The 15,797-nt window shown below is 58.5% G+C and carries 11 protein-coding genes; 6 read left to right on the top strand and 5 right to left on the bottom strand.

What is annotated here, in order from left to right; genetic code table 11:
* Window positions 1–315: 315 nt before the first annotated feature.
* On the top strand, window positions 316–984 hold the full coding sequence (locus tag GHO32_RS26855) for a hypothetical protein (protein ID WP_256665543.1): 669 nt from the start codon (window positions 316–318) through the stop codon (window positions 982–984).
* Window positions 985–1,004: 20 nt separating this feature from the next.
* Here GHO32_RS26855 and GHO32_RS12200 read toward each other — a convergent pair whose 3' ends face one another.
* Window positions 1,005–1,262, bottom strand: coding sequence for a DUF2790 domain-containing protein (locus tag GHO32_RS12200; protein ID WP_153333633.1), 258 nt, complete (start codon window positions 1,260–1,262; stop codon window positions 1,005–1,007).
* 367 nt (window positions 1,263–1,629) lie between these two features.
* On the opposite strand from GHO32_RS12200, the gene zapE reads away from it, so the two are divergent.
* Window positions 1,630–2,748 (top strand): cell division protein ZapE, encoded by a 1,119-nt coding sequence (gene zapE / locus GHO32_RS12195; protein ID WP_153333635.1) that lies wholly within the window; start codon window positions 1,630–1,632, stop codon window positions 2,746–2,748.
* Window positions 2,749–2,792: 44 nt separating this feature from the next.
* On the opposite strand, the gene dkgB is transcribed toward zapE, so the two are convergent.
* A complete protein-coding gene (gene dkgB, locus GHO32_RS12190) occupies window positions 2,793–3,596 on the bottom strand; it encodes a 2,5-didehydrogluconate reductase DkgB (protein ID WP_153333637.1) in 804 nt (267 codons plus the stop codon).
* A 191-nt stretch (window positions 3,597–3,787) separates the two neighbouring features.
* Between dkgB and GHO32_RS12185 the strand changes: the two genes are divergently transcribed.
* Complete coding sequence (locus GHO32_RS12185) at window positions 3,788–5,407, top strand: PvdJ/PvdD/PvdP-like protein (protein ID WP_153333639.1); 1,620 nt, start codon at window positions 3,788–3,790, stop codon at window positions 5,405–5,407.
* Between the two features lie 63 nt (window positions 5,408–5,470).
* Here GHO32_RS12185 and GHO32_RS12180 read toward each other — a convergent pair whose 3' ends face one another.
* Genes GHO32_RS12180 through GHO32_RS12170 form a run of 3 tightly spaced genes read right to left on the bottom strand, consistent with a single transcriptional unit; the run spans window position 5,471 to window position 10,016 of the window.
* Window positions 5,471–6,865, bottom strand: a complete 1,395-nt coding sequence (locus tag GHO32_RS12180) for an efflux transporter outer membrane subunit (protein WP_153333641.1) — start codon at window positions 6,863–6,865, stop codon at window positions 5,471–5,473.
* Between the two features lie 7 nt (window positions 6,866–6,872).
* Window positions 6,873–8,843 (bottom strand): MacB family efflux pump subunit, encoded by a 1,971-nt coding sequence (locus tag GHO32_RS12175; RefSeq protein WP_153333643.1) that lies wholly within the window; start codon window positions 8,841–8,843, stop codon window positions 6,873–6,875.
* Complete coding sequence (locus GHO32_RS12170) at window positions 8,844–10,016, bottom strand: efflux RND transporter periplasmic adaptor subunit (RefSeq protein ID WP_153333645.1); 1,173 nt, start codon at window positions 10,014–10,016, stop codon at window positions 8,844–8,846.
* A 309-nt stretch (window positions 10,017–10,325) separates the two neighbouring features.
* Here GHO32_RS12170 and GHO32_RS12165 point away from each other — a divergent pair, with 309 nt between their 5' ends.
* From GHO32_RS12165 to mgtA, 3 genes are all read left to right on the top strand, one after another.
* On the top strand, window positions 10,326–10,805 hold the full coding sequence (locus GHO32_RS12165) for a sigma-70 family RNA polymerase sigma factor (protein WP_153333647.1): 480 nt from the start codon (window positions 10,326–10,328) through the stop codon (window positions 10,803–10,805).
* 117 nt (window positions 10,806–10,922) lie between these two features.
* Entirely contained in the window at window positions 10,923–12,260 is a 1,338-nt protein-coding gene (locus GHO32_RS12160; protein WP_153333649.1) for a lysine N(6)-hydroxylase/L-ornithine N(5)-oxygenase family protein, read from the top strand.
* Between the two features lie 644 nt (window positions 12,261–12,904).
* On the top strand, window positions 12,905–15,667 hold the full coding sequence (mgtA, locus tag GHO32_RS12155; RefSeq protein ID WP_153333651.1) for a magnesium-translocating P-type ATPase: 2,763 nt from the start codon (window positions 12,905–12,907) through the stop codon (window positions 15,665–15,667).
* Window positions 15,668–15,797: the final 130 nt, after the last annotated feature.

Raw genomic sequence — 15,797 nt, 5'->3', positions numbered from 1 at the left:
ATTTACTTGGACTTTGGTGGCGGTGAGCCGAATGTTTTTTCGTATCAAATCAATTTGGGCGGGCCGTTTACTTTTCTATGTCTGATAGCTTTCGGCATCCCACTAATTGCCGGTCTAGGCTTTGTATTTCTCGGCAGTGGTTTTGAGGATGCGTGGTATGCAGTTATTGACTCATTCTTCGCAGCACTGCCTATCGCTATTAGTGGGTGGCTTGGATCCTCAGCCCTTTGCTTCGCCATCTGGCTCCACCACCACAAACTCTTCACCCAAGTAATCCCCACCCGCTTCAACCGCCAGCGCCGTGAAGTCTGTTTTATGCCCGACGGCGCCACACAACCGCTGTTCGTCCCTTGGGAATCCCTGTCTGCCTGGGTGGTTCAAGGCCAAAGCGCGACTCAATACGGCGTGACCCGCCACTATGGGATGGGCATAGGCTTTGTGCATGAAGGCGAACTGGTCAGCGTCGAATTCCAGTGCGGCGCCCTGCAACTGGCGATTGCCAATTGGGAGGCTGTGCGCGGTTACATGGAGTACGAACTCAACGATCTGCACGCCATCCAGGACCCGCTGGAAATTCAGGCTCCCGGCGACCCGCCCCATGAAGGCCTGCACACGTTTCGCAATGCCCGCGCCAGTTTGCATCGGCGTATCCGGGAGAAAGAAGTGGGGTGGATCTACGGTTTTTTTTGGTACGTCTACCACGTCATGACGTTATGGACCTTGCCCAACCATTTAGTGGAATGGGAGATAAAACGCATCGCCAAGGTCGGCCGCAAAGTGCTGCCCGAGGCGATGCGCGAATGGTCCGAGCCGTTACCGCCCGAGCAATGGGCCAAGCCCAGCGCCGAGCTGCTTCGTTTGAGCGCCAAGGTCAAAGCGTTGATCAAACGCTCACCACGTAAGTCGATAACCGAGGTGTTTGCTGAGGCGTATCGCAATGAGCCCAGCCATAAAAAAGCCCCCGTCAAGCGGGGGCTGATCTGAGGCTGAGGTTGCTGCGGGTGTTAGCCGTTGGTGCAACCGTTACCCATCACGCGGTATTCGATGATGTGACGCTGACCTTGATGGTCTTCGTACGTCATTTTTGCCGGAACCACTCCACACACATCGGCGACAGGCGACACGTTAATGACTTTGGCAATGTCCAGGTCGGTGGCGTAGGTGTATTGCTCAACGGCAGGTTGGGGTTGTGCAACTTTAAGGTCGTCGGCCATCGCCAAAGTAGACAGACCCATCAGAGCAAGTGCAATCAAACGTTTCATTTTCAATAAGACCTTAAAACAATCACGACTAACTGACTTCAAGTGCCGGATGGCGGTAGAAGTTGCCAGACCACTGAGTGTGTGTCTGCCACGAAGTACCGTGCCCTGTTTCAATGTTGTTTCTAGGGGGTGGTTCAATCATAAGGTTTTGCCGGGCAGGTTAAAGACCGAATGCTGCCATGCACTTATGCAGGATCGGTAACAATCCTGTAGGAGCGAGCTTGTCTCGCGATCTTTTCAACGATCAAAAGATCTTGAGGCAAGCTCGCTCCTACGCAGGGTCGGCTCAGCAATTAATCGTTTAAGTGCCTGTCGGACAAAAACCGCTGGCATACTGCCGCGTCTGATTCAGGAGCCAAACCCAACAATGAATGTCGAGTCCCCCCTCAGTGCCTGGCAACGGGCCGTTGAACAGCAAGGTTTTGTCCAGGATCCTGCGCAATGGCAGGCGGTGCAGGTGTTGCAGCGCTCTCACGAGGCCTTGCACTCAGGGGCTCGTTCGGTCAAAGGCGTGTACCTGTGGGGGCCGGTCGGGCGAGGTAAGACCTGGCTGATGGATCAGTTCTACGAAAGCTTGCGCGTCCCGGCGCGGCGTCAGCATTTCCATCACTTTATGCAATGGGTGCATCAACGGCTGTTTCAGCTAACCGGCGTCGCTGACCCGCTCAAGATCATCGCCAAGGACTTGGGCAAAGAACTGAAAGTGCTGTGTTTTGACGAGTTGTTCGTTAATGACATTGGCGACGCGATCATTCTCGGGCGGTTGTTTCAAGTGATGTTCGACGAGGGCGTGGTGCTGGTGTGCACCTCGAACTTGCCGCCGGAACAGTTGTACAGCCACGGCCACAACAAAGAACGCTTTGCCCCCGCGATCACCGCCATTCTCAAGCACATGGACGTCGTCTCGGTGGACGGCGCTGAAGACCATCGCCTGCATCCCGGCATTGCGCAGCAACGTTATTGGGTGAAAGCAGCAGATCAGCCGAGTGTGATCGGGCAGGTGCTCACGGAGCTGACACAAGGTAAGGAAACTTCGGATGCTCCGATTGCTGTAGGTCATCGCTCGCTGAACGTTGTGCGAGCCGGTGCGGGGGTGTTGTGGTGCAGCTTTCATGAGTTGTGCGAGCAACCGTTGGCGGCCACGGAATTTATGCAGATCTGTGATCAATACACGGTGATTTTGCTCAGCGACGTGCCTTGCCTGAGTGCCGAGCAACGCGAGGGCAAGATCGCCCGTGGTACGGAAGATGGACCGGTGAAGGTCGAGGCGGGTGATCGCGATCTGCCGCAGTTGTCGATCTATGACGACAGCGTGCGGCGATTTATTGCGCTGGTCGACGAATGCTACGACCGCAAAGTACCGCTGTGTATTGAGGCGCAAGTGCCGATGGACCAGTTGTATACCCAGGGCTACCTGGAGTTCGCTTTCCGCCGGACCTTGAGCCGCTTGCAAGAAATGCAATTGCAGCGCTTTGGTGTGCATTGATCCGGTAGCCGCAGCCTGTGGCAGCGGCTACAGGTGTTTAGCGTTTAATCCCACTCAGGCGCCACGCTTTGCGGATTGGTCAGGCGATGCCCGCGATCCAGCTGGGCAATCTGCGCCATGTCTTCTGCGGTCAGCTTGAGCGATTGTGCCTTGAGGTTGCTCTCAAGGTTGGCGCGCTTGGTTGACGACGGGATTACCGAATAACCCAGTTGCATCGCCCACGCCAGGGTCACTTGTGCCGGGGTGGCGTTGTGGCGTGTGGCAATATCGACAATCACCGGATCTTTCAGAACTTCGCCGTAGGCCAGGGTCATGTATGAGGTGATATGGATCCCGTGGCTTTGTGCGAACTCCACCACTTTGCGGTTCTGCAAGTAGGGATGCAGTTCGATCTGATTGGTGGCGATGTTCTCGGCACCCACCGCGGCAATCGCTTCTTTCATCAGCGCGATGGTGAAATTGGACACGCCAATGGCCTTGGTCAGGCCCTGTTTCTTGGCCTCTAGCAGTGCCCCCATAAATTCTGCGACCGGCACTTGATGTTTGGGTGAAGGCCAGTGAATCAAGGTCAGGTCCAGGTGGTCGGTGCGCAGTTTTTTCAGGCTTTCTTCGAGGCTTGGAATCAACTTGTCTTTAGTAAAGTTGCTGACCCAGATTTTGCTGGTGATATACAGCTCATCACGCGCAACGCCGCTGCTGGCAATGGCCTGGCCGACATCGGCTTCGTTCTCATAAATTTGCGCCGTGTCGATTGCCCGGTAGCCCAGTTCAATGGCGTTGGTAACCGAATCAATAACCACTTGGCCCTTGAGGCGGAAGGTGCCGAGGCCGAATGCTGGGACTGTCATGGATAACTCCTGGGTGGTCGTAAGAATGGGGTGAGTATCTACGGCTTGAGCGGTGGGAAAAACCATAGCCCACGCAAAGCAATCTTGACCGCAAGGCATGAATGAACGATCCCCATGCGGGTTAAATTTCATCGTTGAGCAAACGTTCTAGCTTGGATAACGCCTGCATTCAGGCTTGGACAGGTAGTGCAATGACGATTTCTCGACGATGGTTTATCGCTGGCTTGGCGATCACCGGCGCAGCAGCGCCTGCGGTGTATTTTGGGCATCGCGAGCTGACCCGGGTCGATGAGCCGATTACGCCCGGTGAAGCAACTGTCGATTTGGCGGACACGGCGGGCCAGCAGATCGCCGATCAATTGCGTGGGTTGTGGACGATCCGTTTCACTGGCCGTGATGCCGGGCTGGACGGTTTGCCTGCGGATGACCTTGAAGTGTGGCTGGATATTGCGCCGCGTGGGCGCGGGGTGCGCGGTTATCTGGACACAGCACAGGTGCTGCACAGTGAGCAAACGCCGCGCTATCGCATTTTGGCTGACCTGGTTGAGCCGGACCCCAAGCGCATGTACTGGCGCCTGACCCGCAGCGACGCCGCCAACGGCCAGCCAGATTACGAGTTCAGTTTCAGTCTTGATGAAGTCTGGGGCATGTTTGGCAACGCTGGCAGTGGCACCCTGAGTGGTCGCGTGCAGCGTCTGGACCGAGCGCTGGCGTTGCCCGAGCAAGACAACCGTTTTGTCGCGCTCAAGCGTACTTTTCCCGAGGCCCGCCAACGCATCCCGCTCAACCCCACGTTATTGCAGTGGCTGGTGTCGCCTGAGCATCGTTTGTTTCACCAGCTGTGGCATGCCTCGCGTGACACTTGGCATGAGCTGTCCGAGGACAAGCGCAATGCGCTGCGCGGTATTGGCTGGCAGCCCGGTCAGCGTGACAAGGAGCGCGATGCGCGCGGCCCGCGCAAAGACCGTAACGGGTCGGGCGTCGACTTTTTTTTCATGCATCGGCACATGCTGAGGGCTGCACGCTCAATGCAGGACTTGCCGTCGTGGCCTTCGTTCCCGATGCCGCAGCCCGAGCTTGAACGCGACCGTGCCGGGTTTGCCCGTTATTTCGACAACCATGATGGCAGCGCCTTGCCGCCGACCTGGCTGGCAGAGGGCGATGACACCTACACCCAATGGCTGAGTGACATCAAACAGGCCGAGACGTATCACAGCAACTTCGAAGTCTGGGAGTCACGCTATCGGGACCCGCGCTATCTGTCGACGCTGACCTTGGGTCAATTCGGCTCTGAGGTAGAGCTGGGCCTGCATGACTGGTTGCACATGCGCTGGGCATCGGTGCCACGTGACCCATCCAACGGCGCGCCAGTACCCTTGGCGCGGGATCCGGCAGACTTCGCGGCGCGTTGGTACGTGGCGGAAAACGATTTTCTGGGGGACCCGTTTTCGTCTCACATCAACCCGGTGTTTTGGCGGTTTCATGGCTGGATCGATGATCGTCTGGAGGACTGGTTTCGTGCCCACGAACGTTTTCATCCCGGCGAGTTGACGCGCCTGGAGGTCAACGGTGTGCCGTGGTTTGCGCCGGGGCGCTGGGTTGAAATCGATGACCCGTGGTTAGGCCCGGACACCCACGGTTGCAGCACCACACCGGGGTTAAGTGTGGGCAAAAGCGTCGAGATGGACCCGGAAACCATGAAGCTCGCGCTGCGCATTACCTTTGGCGATGACAAGAAAATTGGCGACTTGCTGCGCCGGGTACCGCGTCGGCCGTGGTATGCGCGGCATTTGGTGGTTAAGCCCGTGTGAGCTCCCAGGGAAGATCAAAAGATCGCGAGGCAAGCTCGCTCCTACACCGCGATCTTTTGGTTGTTATTGCACCTGCCAGCCCCCGCCCAACGCTTTGTATAACGCGATGCTGGCTTGCAAGCGGGCCATGCGCAGTTGCACGTGCTGGTCTTGTGCCTGGTACAGCGTGCGTTGGGTTTCCAGTACGGTCAGCATGACTTCGGCGCCAGCTTTGTAGCGGCTTTGGGCAATGTCGAAGGCCTGTTGCGCCTGTTGCAGTTCTTCGTCTTGCCATTGCCGTTGCTGGTCCAGGCCGCTGGCGCTGTTGAGGGCTTTTTCAACGTCGGCAAAGGCGCTGATGATGATCCCGTGATAGGTTTGCAACAGCTCCTGCTGACGCGCCACAGTTTTGTCGCGTTCTGCGCTGAGGCGGCCGTTGTTGAAGATCGGTGCGGCCAACCCGGCCGTCAGGTTGTAGAAAGGGCTGCGCAACATGTCGCCAAAGCGGTCCGCGCCTGAGCCCAATGTCGCGCTCAAGGTCAGACTGGGCAGCATGGCCGCACGCGCGACGGTGATATCGGCTGAGGCCGCGGCCAGTTTGGCCTCGGCGCTGGCAATGTCGGGGCGTCGGCTCAGCAGTGCGCTGGGCAGCCCGCTGCCGATGTCTGGCCACTGCAATTGGGCAAATGCCGTGTCGCCCAAGGTGAGGCGTTGCACGGGTTCGCCCAACAAGACCGCGAGGGTAATACGGGCTTCCTGGGCCAGTTGCGCCAACAGTGGCAATTGCCGTTGTTGAGCAGCCACCAGGCTTTTTTGCTGAGCCAGCTCAAGGGCCGTGGCAGAGCCTGCGTCATAGCGGGTCTGGACCACGTGCAAGACGTTTTGGGCGTTGGTCAGGTTGAGCCGCGCAATGCGCAGTTGCTCGTCATAGGCCAGGGTTTGCACGTAGCTGCTGGCGACGCCGCTGAGCAAGGTCAGCTCGACGGTGGCCTGGTCAAACTGGCTGGCATTGAGCGTGTGCAAGGCGCTGTCACGGGCTGCGGCTTTGCCGCCCCAAAAGTCCACTTCGTAGCTGGCCGTCAGGTTGGCGTCGAAGGAGTCCACTGCCTTGTTGTTGTCGGTGGCGTCCAATTGGCTGTAGCCCTTGCCGCGCAGCAGTTTTTCACGGTTGGCGCTGCTGGCGAACTTCACTTCGGGCAGCAGCGGGGCGCCAGCAATAACGGCTGTGGCGCGGGCTTGCTGCACGCGGGCAATGGCTGCAGCCAGGTCGTAACTGCCGATCCGTGCTTGAGCGATCAGACGGTCCAGGGCCGGGCTACGGAAATGACTCCACCATTGCTGGCTGCTCAGTTGGCTGGCCTGCGTGTGGGGCGATTGCCAGGCCGGGGGCGGTTGCACCGGGTGCGCGTCGCGCGGCGGGGTTTGGCTGCACGCGCCCAGCAACAGGCACGTGGTCAACAGACTCAAAGACGGCTTCATCAATCGATCATTCACTGGTAAGGGCTGTGACCGGGTCAAGCCGGGCAGCTTTGCGGGCGGGCATAAAACCGAAAATAACGCCGGTCACCAGCGCACAGGCAAACGCGCCGAAGACTGCAACCATTGAGAACGCCACGGCCACATCGCACAGCAGCAACACCCCGCCGATGATAAAGGCCAGGGTGATGCCTGCCAGACCGCCGACCACCGACAGCATCAGGGCTTCGGTCAGGAACTGGCGCAGAATGTCACGCTGGCGGGCGCCGGTGGCCATGCGAATACCAATCTCGCGGGTGCGCTCACGCACGGTCATCAGCATGATGTTCATCACCCCTATGCCGCCGACCAACAGCGAAATGGCGGCAATTGAGCCGAGCATCAACGACAGCGTGTTGCGGGTTTTGGCTTCGGCCTGGATCATCGCGGCGTTGTTGGTAATCTCGAAATCTCGTTTACCGTGGTGGAGTTTGAGCATCAATTGCTCGATGGATTTTTCGGTCTGTTTGACCTTGCTCGCATCGGCGGCGGCAATCACCACGTATTCCGGGTTGTGCGTGCCGAACAAACGCACGCTGGCGGCGGAGTAGGGCACCACGATGCGTGAGTCACTGTCTGAATCCGCTGAGCTGGCGCCTTTTTCAGCGAGGATTCCGACCACGCGAAACGGTACGTTCTCCAGCAGGATGTATTGCCCGATGGGGTTGGGCACGTCCTTGAGGACTTTGTCGCGGACCTTTTTACCGATCACCGCCACGGCGGCTGCGGCGTCTTCATCGGCCTGGCTGAAGAAGCTGCCTTGCACCACCGGCCAGTTGAAAATGGCCGGGAAATCGATGCCGTTGCCGCCGGTGTACATCGTGTGGTCGACGTTGCCATAGCGCACGCCGATCTCGGCGCCGTTGATGGGCATGATCATCTTTACTTGAGGCAAGGTCGACAGCGCGGCCACGTCATTGAGCGTGACAATCCCCAGCGGCGCCCGGGGGCGGGGTGACATGCCGCTGAGGTAGATGATGTTGGAGCCAAACGCACCCATTTCGGCCATGACCTGGCGTTTGCTGCCTTCGCCGACAGCCAGCATCACCACCACCGATGCCACGCCGATGACGATGCCGAGCAAGGTCAGGGCGGTGCGAAAGCGGTTGATCCACATGACCCTCCAGGCCGCGTGCAGGGCGTCGACCAATTCGCCTTTCCAGGCGTCCCGGGTTTCGCTGCCTTCATTCAGGCGCTGACGCAGGTCAATTGCTTGCAGTGCCTTGGGATTTTCGCGGGTCGGCGCTGCGGCACCATTGGCGCAGTCGCTGATGATTTCGCCGTCGCGCACCTCAATGATCCGATTGGCCCGCGCCGCGACTTCGCGGTCGTGGGTAATCAGGATTACCACATGGCCCTGGCCGGCCAGCTCATCGAGCAGCGCCATGACTTCGGCGCCGCTGTGGCTGTCCAGCGCGCCGGTGGGTTCGTCGGCCAGAATGATGTGCCCGCCGTTCATCAGCGCGCGGGCAATGGATACGCGTTGTTGCTGTCCGCCCGACAGTTGATGCGGGCGGTTGCCGGTGCGTGTTCCAAGGCCCAGCCGGTCGAGCAGGGCGGCGGCGCGGGCATGCCGCTCGGCCGCTGGTGTACCGGCGTAAATGGCTGGCATTTCGACGTTTTCCTGAGCCGAGGCCGAGGGGATCAAATGGTAGCCCTGAAACACAAAGCCGAACGCCTCGCGGCGCAGCCAGGCGAGTTCATCGCTGGCGAGGTGGGCAACGTCTTCGCCGGCAAACAGGTAGCGCCCAGAGGTGGGGCGGTCGAGGCAGCCAAGGATGTTCATCAAGGTGGATTTGCCCGAGCCCGACGCGCCGACAATGGCGACGAATTCACCGGCGTGGATCGACAGGCTGACGCCTTTGAGCACGTGAACTTCAGGTGTGTCGATACCGCCGTAGACCTTGCGGATGTCTTGCAGCTCGATCAGGGGAGTACGCATTTAGCCTCCGTTGCCGGTGGCCGGGCCGATCAGCAAATGATCACCCTCGTTTAGCCCTTCGAGCACTTGCACGCGCAGGCGGTCGCTGATACCGGTACGAATGTCGCGGTGTTCGATCTTGCCGTTTTTAGTCACCACGTTTGCACTCTGCCGATTGCCCTCGGTGCTGCCTTGCAGCGCGACAATCGGCGCCAGCAACACGTCTTTAGCTTGATCGGCAACGAAGAACACTTGGGTGGTCATTTCTGCCATCAACGCCTGGTCGCTGTTGTCGACATCCAGCAGCACGGTGTACAGCACCACCCGCGCACTGCCGCTTTTGCCCGAGCTGGCCGGGCTGCCGCCGCCCTGGCTGGCTTCATTCAGCGGTTTGGGCGGGACCGGCAGAATCTGTCGCACGGTGCTGTTCCAGCGCCGATTGCCACCACTCAAGGTGGTGAAGTACGCCTGCATGCCCGCTTTGACGTGGCCGATATCGGCCTCGGAGACTTCGGCCCAGACGGTCATCGGCGAGAGTTTGGCGATGCGCAGAATCAACGGGGTTTGCTGTTGTGCATTGAGGGTCTGGCCTTCGCGCGCATCAAGGGCGACCACAGTCCCCGCCATGGGCGCGTAGATACGCGTGTAACCCAGCTCGGCTTCATCGCTACGCAAGCTGGCCTGGGCCTGGCGGATTTGCGCCTGGAACATATCAATTCGGGCCTGGGTGGTTCGCACTTCAGCCAGTGCTGACTGAATGTCTTCTTCGCGAGTGGCGCCGCCTTTGGCGAGGTTTTGCTGGCGCTGATATTTCTGTTTGGCCAGGTCGTGCAAGGCGCGCTGTTCCTGGAGCTGGGCCGTGAGGTTTTCAACGGCATAGCGGCTGGCGTCGAGCTTGGCTTTTTGTGTGGACGGGTCAATTTCGACCAGCAATTGGCCTTCTTTGACTTCGTCACCCACCTCAACGTGAATCGTCTTGATCTGCCCGGAGGCCTGCGCGCCCACGTCCACATATTGCCGAGGCTGCAGCGTGCCAAGTGCCGTTACGCTGCTTTCAATGTCACCGCGGGTGATGGGCACGGTGTCATAAGCGTCGCGGCCAGTGGTCAGGAAGGGCCATGCCGCCAACGCGGCAACCATCAGTAAAAACAGGGCAATAAAGAGCGCACGGCGGGTCTGTCGAGGGCGTTTCATTCAGGGTTCCGGCCAATGGGGATCGGCCCGTCTTCGTTGCACTGGCACAAAAAGCCCGGGGCAATCGCTGTCGAGCAATCGACAAACACGGGGAGCTGTTGAGTAAACGAAGGATTTAGCTAGATATTTAGGCGTTTAATCCTGTGTCTGTGACTAAATATTTCCCGGCTGTTTTTGCAACAGGCTTTAAATCTATATGAGAATTACTATAAATTACGCCAGCAAAAGTGCCATCATCATGCCGCTAACTCATTCGGTCTGTTTCTGCGCTCATGGAATGTTGCCGCGCTGCTGCGGCCGGGAGTCCTGTTGGAAAACTACTATCGCGAACTGGTGAGCTTTTTGAGTGCCAGATTGGGCAATGCTCAAGCGGCAGAAGATGTGGTGCATGACGCTTATGTACGGGTGCTGGAGCGCACCAGCGATGAGCCGATTGAGCAGCCACGGGCGTTTTTGTATCGCACCGCGCTCAATCTGGTGATCGACGGTCACCGCCGCAGCGCCTTGCGCCAGTCTGAACCACTGGAGGTGCTGGACAGCGAAGAGCGTTTTTTCAGCCCGTCGCCACAACTGCTGATGGACCAGAGTCAGCGCCTGCAACAGATCCAGCAGGCGCTCTCGGAATTGCCGGCGGCGTGCCGTGAGAGCTTTTTGCTGCGCAAGCTGGAAGGCTTGTCCCACGTTGAAATCGCCGAACGCCTGGGCGTGTCGCGCAGCGTGGTCGAGAAGCACATCGTAAATGCCATGAAGCATTGCCGGATTCGAATTCGGCAGTGGGACACGCCTTAAATTTTTTTTCCGTGTCCTCGTCCCTACTCAACAGACGCCCTGCTGATCTGCAACAGAACAGTCGGGTTACGGGTTTTTTAATCCCTCTGTTGAGGGGCAATCCAGAGGACACTGGAAATGACACAGGCAATCGCTTCGGCCGTCGTTCATGATCTGATCGGCATCGGTTTCGGGCCTTCCAATCTGGCCCTGGCCATCGCCCTGGAAGAGAGCGGGCAGGTGCACGGTCCCTTGGATGTGCTGTTTTTAGACAAACAGTCGGACTATCGCTGGCACGGCAACACGTTGGTGACCCAGAGTGAGCTGCAGATTTCCTTCCTCAAGGATCTGGTGACGCTGCGCAACCCCATCAGCCCTTATTCGTTCGTCAATTACCTTAAAGCCCACGACCGTCTGGTTGATTTCATCAACCTTGGGACCTTCTATCCATGCCGGATGGAGTTCAACGACTACTTGCGTTGGGTGGCTTCACACTTTGAAGCGCAGAGCCGGTATGGCGAAGAAGTGCTGGCCATCGAGCCGGTGCTGCACCAGCAGCAGGTTGAAGCGCTGCGGGTCATCTCCCGTGATAGCCAGGGCCAGCACCATGTGCGCACGACGCGCTCCGTGGTTGTCAGCGCGGGTGGTACGCCGCGCATTCCGGCCGCTTTCAAGGCGTTGAAAGACGATGCGCGGGTGTTTCATCACTCCCAGTACCTTGAGCGCATGAGCCGCCAGCCCTGCGTTAAAGGCCAGCCGATGCGTATCGCAATCATTGGGGGCGGGCAGAGTGCTGCCGAAGCGTTTATCGACCTGAACGATAGCTACCCGTCGGCGCAGGTGGATTGGGTGTTGCGCGGTTCGGCATTGAAACCGGCGGATGATAGCCCGTTCGTCAACGAAGTGTTTTCGCCGGAGTTCACCGATCTGGTGTACCAGCAGGGCACTGCCGAGCGCGAGCGGCTGATCACTGAGTACCAGAGCACCAACTATTCGGTGGTGGACATCGACTTGATCGAGCGCATCTACGGCATTTTTTATCGTCAGAAAGTGTCCGGTATTGCCCGCCATGTGTTCCGCAGCCTGACCAGCATTGAAAGTGCAACCCCAGACGAGCAGGGCGTCAAGCTGGTCTTGCGCAACAGCGCCAGCGGTGACGTTAGCGAGCAGCACTACGATGCAGTGATTCTGGCCACCGGCTATGAGCGGCAAATGCACCGTCATCTGCTGGCGCCGCTGGCGCAATACCTGGGTGATTTTGAGGTGGATCGCGACTACCGGATCGTCACGGACAAACGCTGCAAGGCCGGGATCTACATGCAGGGTTTTTGTCAGGCCAGCCATGGTTTGAGTGACACCTTGCTGTCGGTATTGCCGATCCGCGCGCAAGAAATCTGCGCTTCGTTGTACGCCCATGACCAACATCACAAGCAGGGCAGCCTGACGGATGAGCGGGTATTGGCGGCGGCGATATAACTGCCGGTTGTAGTCGTTGACGAGCCTCGCGCTGCTCGTCAACGGCTACGCAGAGATGTGGGTACGCGCAAACTGAACCCTTCCTGAAGATAAATCTGATTCATAAAACGGAAGCTTTCCTACGGTTTACTCTCCTAAATGCCGGGAGTAAGCTGCCGACGTTTTCATCAAGAGCGCAGATCCTAAGTGGGTACAGTTCGAGTGACAGTAGTCGGCCGGTTATGAAGACCGGCGTATTCTCGGCAAGATAACGCGCAGATTCCCCTGTCGTTGCTTGCTGACCAGCGAGCAGCGGCATCCTGAACGGGGTTAAGACCCCGAACCCGAAGCCCTCCTCTAGACACTGAAACGTGTTGCGTAGTGCAACACGACGTTCGCGCGTGCCTCAGGCACGGGGCGCACGTTCGGCTGTGCCTCCTTCAGGCTGCGTTGACCGTTAGGGGAAGCACCATGAAGCACTTTTTTACGCCCATTCGCCGTCGCCAGCACCGCCCAGCCCTACCAGGTTGTGTGTACGCCAGTAATTGACGGCGGGCATCAGGCCCGCTGACCGAGACTAAAAAATGAATGACGGTTCGAGTTTAAGGCCGCCTGGGTAATCACGCTGAACAGGGTGACTACGCAGGCAGCGCAGGAGTAGCACCATGAAACACACCCTGAAAGAATTCTTCGCAGGCTTTCTACGCACTCGCCACATTGGACGGCACTTTCGTCGTCTGGCATTGCTCGACAGCCTGACCAACACCACGGTCAGCCGTGAAGTGCCGCCTACCCTGGCGCAAACCCTGGTGGCTTCGGCCAACACCGAAAGCGCGGCGTTGATCGACAAGCTCGGCACCCACACCGATGGCCTGAGTGAAGCCGAAGCGCAGACACTGCGTGACCGCCACGGCCTCAACGAGATTGAACACGAGCAGCCCCTCAGCCGCTGGGTGCACCTGTGGCACTGCTACAAAAACCCGTTCAACTTGCTGTTGACCTTGCTCGCGGCGGTATCGCTGGCCACCGATGACATCCAGGCGGCAGTGGTGATCAGCACCATGGTGGTGCTGTCGACCCTGCTGCGTTTTTGGCAAGAAGCCCGTTCGAACAAAGCAGCCGATGCTCTCAAGGCGATGGTGAGCAACACCGCCACGGTCATGCGTCGGGACTTCAGTGCAGAAGCGTCGCCGATGTTTGGCAAGTTCTACGGCGCGGCCCAGCAAATCAAGGGCGCGCAACGCATTGAGTTGCCGATCAAACAATTGGTCCCGGGCGACCTGATCGTACTGTCGGCTGGGGACATGATCCCGGCTGATTGCCGGGTTTTGAGCGCCAAGGACTTGTTTGTCAGCCAAGCGGCCATGACCGGTGAGTCGATGCCGGTAGAGAAGTTTGCGCACCACTCTGACAGCCAGACCATCAACCCGCTTGAGCTGGAAAATATTCTGTTCATGGGCACCAACGTGGTGTCCGGTGCCGCCACCGCCGTGGTCCTGACCACGGGTAATAGCACTTACTTTGGGGCGCTGGCCCAGCGTGTCGGGGCCACCGACCGTGGCCCGACGTCGTTCCAGACCGGGGTCAATAAAGTCAGCTGGTTGTTGATCCGCTTCATGTTTGTGATGGCGCCGCTGGTGCTGTTCATCAATGGTTTTACCAAAGGTGACTGGACTGAAGCCTTGTTGTTCGCGCTGTCGGTGGCGGTGGGCCTGACCCCTGAAATGCTGCCGATGATCGTGACCTCGACCCTGGCCAAGGGCGCGGTGTTTCTGTCGCGCAAAAAAGTCATCGTCAAACGTTTGGACGCGATTCAGAACTTTGGCGCGATGGACGTACTGTGCACCGATAAAACCGGGACCCTGACCCAGGACAAGATCTTCCTGGCGCGCCATGTGGATGTGTGGGGTGAAGAGTCCGACGACGTGCTGGAAATGGCCTACCTCAATAGCTACTACCAGACAGGCCTGAAAAACCTCCTGGATGTGGCGGTGCTGGAGCATGTGGAAGTGCACCGCGAATTGAACGTGGGCACAGCGTTCAACAAGGTTGACGAGATTCCGTTCGACTTCACCCGCCGCCGCATGTCGGTGGTGGTGGCCGAGCAGGATCAGCCGCACCAGTTGATCTGCAAAGGCGCGGTCGAAGAAGTGCTGTCGGTGTGCAAGACCGTTCGCCATGGCGATCTGGAAGAGGCCCTCAGCGACGAACTGCTGGCGCGTATTCGCCAGGTAACGGCGGCCTTTAACGAGGAAGGCTTGCGCGTGGTCGCGGTGGCTGCGCGTTCGATGGCTGCGGGCCGTGACACCTATAGCCTGGCAGATGAGCAGGAATTGACGCTGATCGGCTATGTTGCGTTCTTGGACCCGCCCAAGGAAAGCACCGCGCCTGCGCTCAAAGCGCTGGCCGAGCATGGCGTGGCAGTCAAAGTGCTGACCGGTGACAACGAACTGGTGACGGCCAAGATTTGCCGCGAAGTGGGCCTGGAGCAACAAGGCTTGCTGATGGGCAATGACATTGAGCGCATGACTGACGCCGAGCTGGCGGTTGCGGTCGAGACCACCAACGTATTTGCCAAGCTGACACCCACTCATAAGGAACGCATTGTGCGTTTGCTCAAGGCTAACGGCCATGTGGTGGGCTTTATGGGGGACGGAATTAACGACGCCCCGGCGTTGCGCACTGCTGACATCGGGATTTCAGTGGACAGCGCGGTGGATATCGCCAAGGAAGCGGCGGACATCATTCTGTTGGAAAAAAGCCTGATGGTGCTGGAGGAGGGCGTGCTGGAAGGCCGTCGCACCTTCGCCAACATGCTCAAGTACATCAAAATGACCGCCAGCTCGAACTTCGGTAACGTGTTCTCGGTGTTGGTCGCCAGTGCGTTCATTCCGTTTCTGCCGATGTTGCCGATGCACCTGCTGGTACAAAACCTGCTGTACGACGTGTCTCAGATCGCGATTCCATTTGATAACGTCGATGACGAAATGCTGAAAAAACCACAACGCTGGCAGCCAGCGGATGTCGGACGTTTCATGCTGTTCTTCGGGCCCATCAGCTCGGTGTTTGACGTGCTGACCTTCGCCCTGATGTGGTACGTGTTCAAGGCTAATACCCCTGAGCATCAAACTCTGTTCCAGTCGGGCTGGTTCGTGGTCGGGCTGCTCACCCAAACCCTGATTGTGCACATGATCCGCACACCGAAAATTCCGTTCCTGCAAAGCCGTGCAGCGACGCCGTTGATGGTAATGACCGGGGTGATCATGGCCATCGGTATTTTCCTGCCGATGGGGCCGCTGGCCAGCTACTTCAAACTGGAGGCGCTGCCACCGCTGTACTTCATTTTCCTGCCGGTGATTTTGCTGGCGTACATGGCGCTGACCCAAGCGGTTAAGGGTTTTTACATCCGTAAGTTCGGCTGGCAGTAAAGGCTTTCAAAGCGTGGGCTGCGGTCATGTAACGATCGCAGCCCATGCCCCTTGGAGGCATTTAATCTCGGGCACGCGCCATCATTTAAGAAATTTCCTACATCCTGTGTGGTTCTTTCCCTTCTCCTAA

Source organism: Pseudomonas sp. FSL R10-2189 (genome assembly GCF_009600325.1).
GTDB classification, from domain to species: Bacteria; Pseudomonadota; Gammaproteobacteria; order Pseudomonadales; family Pseudomonadaceae; genus Aquipseudomonas; species Aquipseudomonas helleri.
The sequence above is the reverse complement of the archived record's forward strand: the minus strand, read 5'-3'. Positions and strand labels throughout refer to the sequence as shown.

Bases quoted from the DNA above. Each gene is read 5' to 3' on its own strand.
- GHO32_RS26855 (WP_256665543.1), top strand. From the start codon at position 316: ATGCCCGACGGCGCCACACAACCGCTGTTCGTCCCTTGGGAATCCCTG.
- GHO32_RS12200 (WP_153333633.1), bottom strand. From the start codon at position 1,262: ATGAAACGTTTGATTGCACTTGCTCTGATGGGTCTGTCTACTTTGGCG.
- zapE (WP_153333635.1), top strand. From the start codon at position 1,630: ATGAATGTCGAGTCCCCCCTCAGTGCCTGGCAACGGGCCGTTGAACAG.
- dkgB (WP_153333637.1), bottom strand. From the start codon at position 3,596: ATGACAGTCCCAGCATTCGGCCTCGGCACCTTCCGCCTCAAGGGCCAA.
- GHO32_RS12185 (WP_153333639.1), top strand. From the start codon at position 3,788: ATGACGATTTCTCGACGATGGTTTATCGCTGGCTTGGCGATCACCGGC.
- GHO32_RS12180 (WP_153333641.1), bottom strand. From the start codon at position 6,865: ATGAAGCCGTCTTTGAGTCTGTTGACCACGTGCCTGTTGCTGGGCGCG.
- GHO32_RS12175 (WP_153333643.1), bottom strand. From the start codon at position 8,843: ATGCGTACTCCCCTGATCGAGCTGCAAGACATCCGCAAGGTCTACGGC.
- GHO32_RS12170 (WP_153333645.1), bottom strand. From the start codon at position 10,016: ATGAAACGCCCTCGACAGACCCGCCGTGCGCTCTTTATTGCCCTGTTT.
- GHO32_RS12160 (WP_153333649.1), top strand. From the start codon at position 10,923: ATGACACAGGCAATCGCTTCGGCCGTCGTTCATGATCTGATCGGCATC.
- mgtA (WP_153333651.1), top strand. From the start codon at position 12,905: ATGAAACACACCCTGAAAGAATTCTTCGCAGGCTTTCTACGCACTCGC.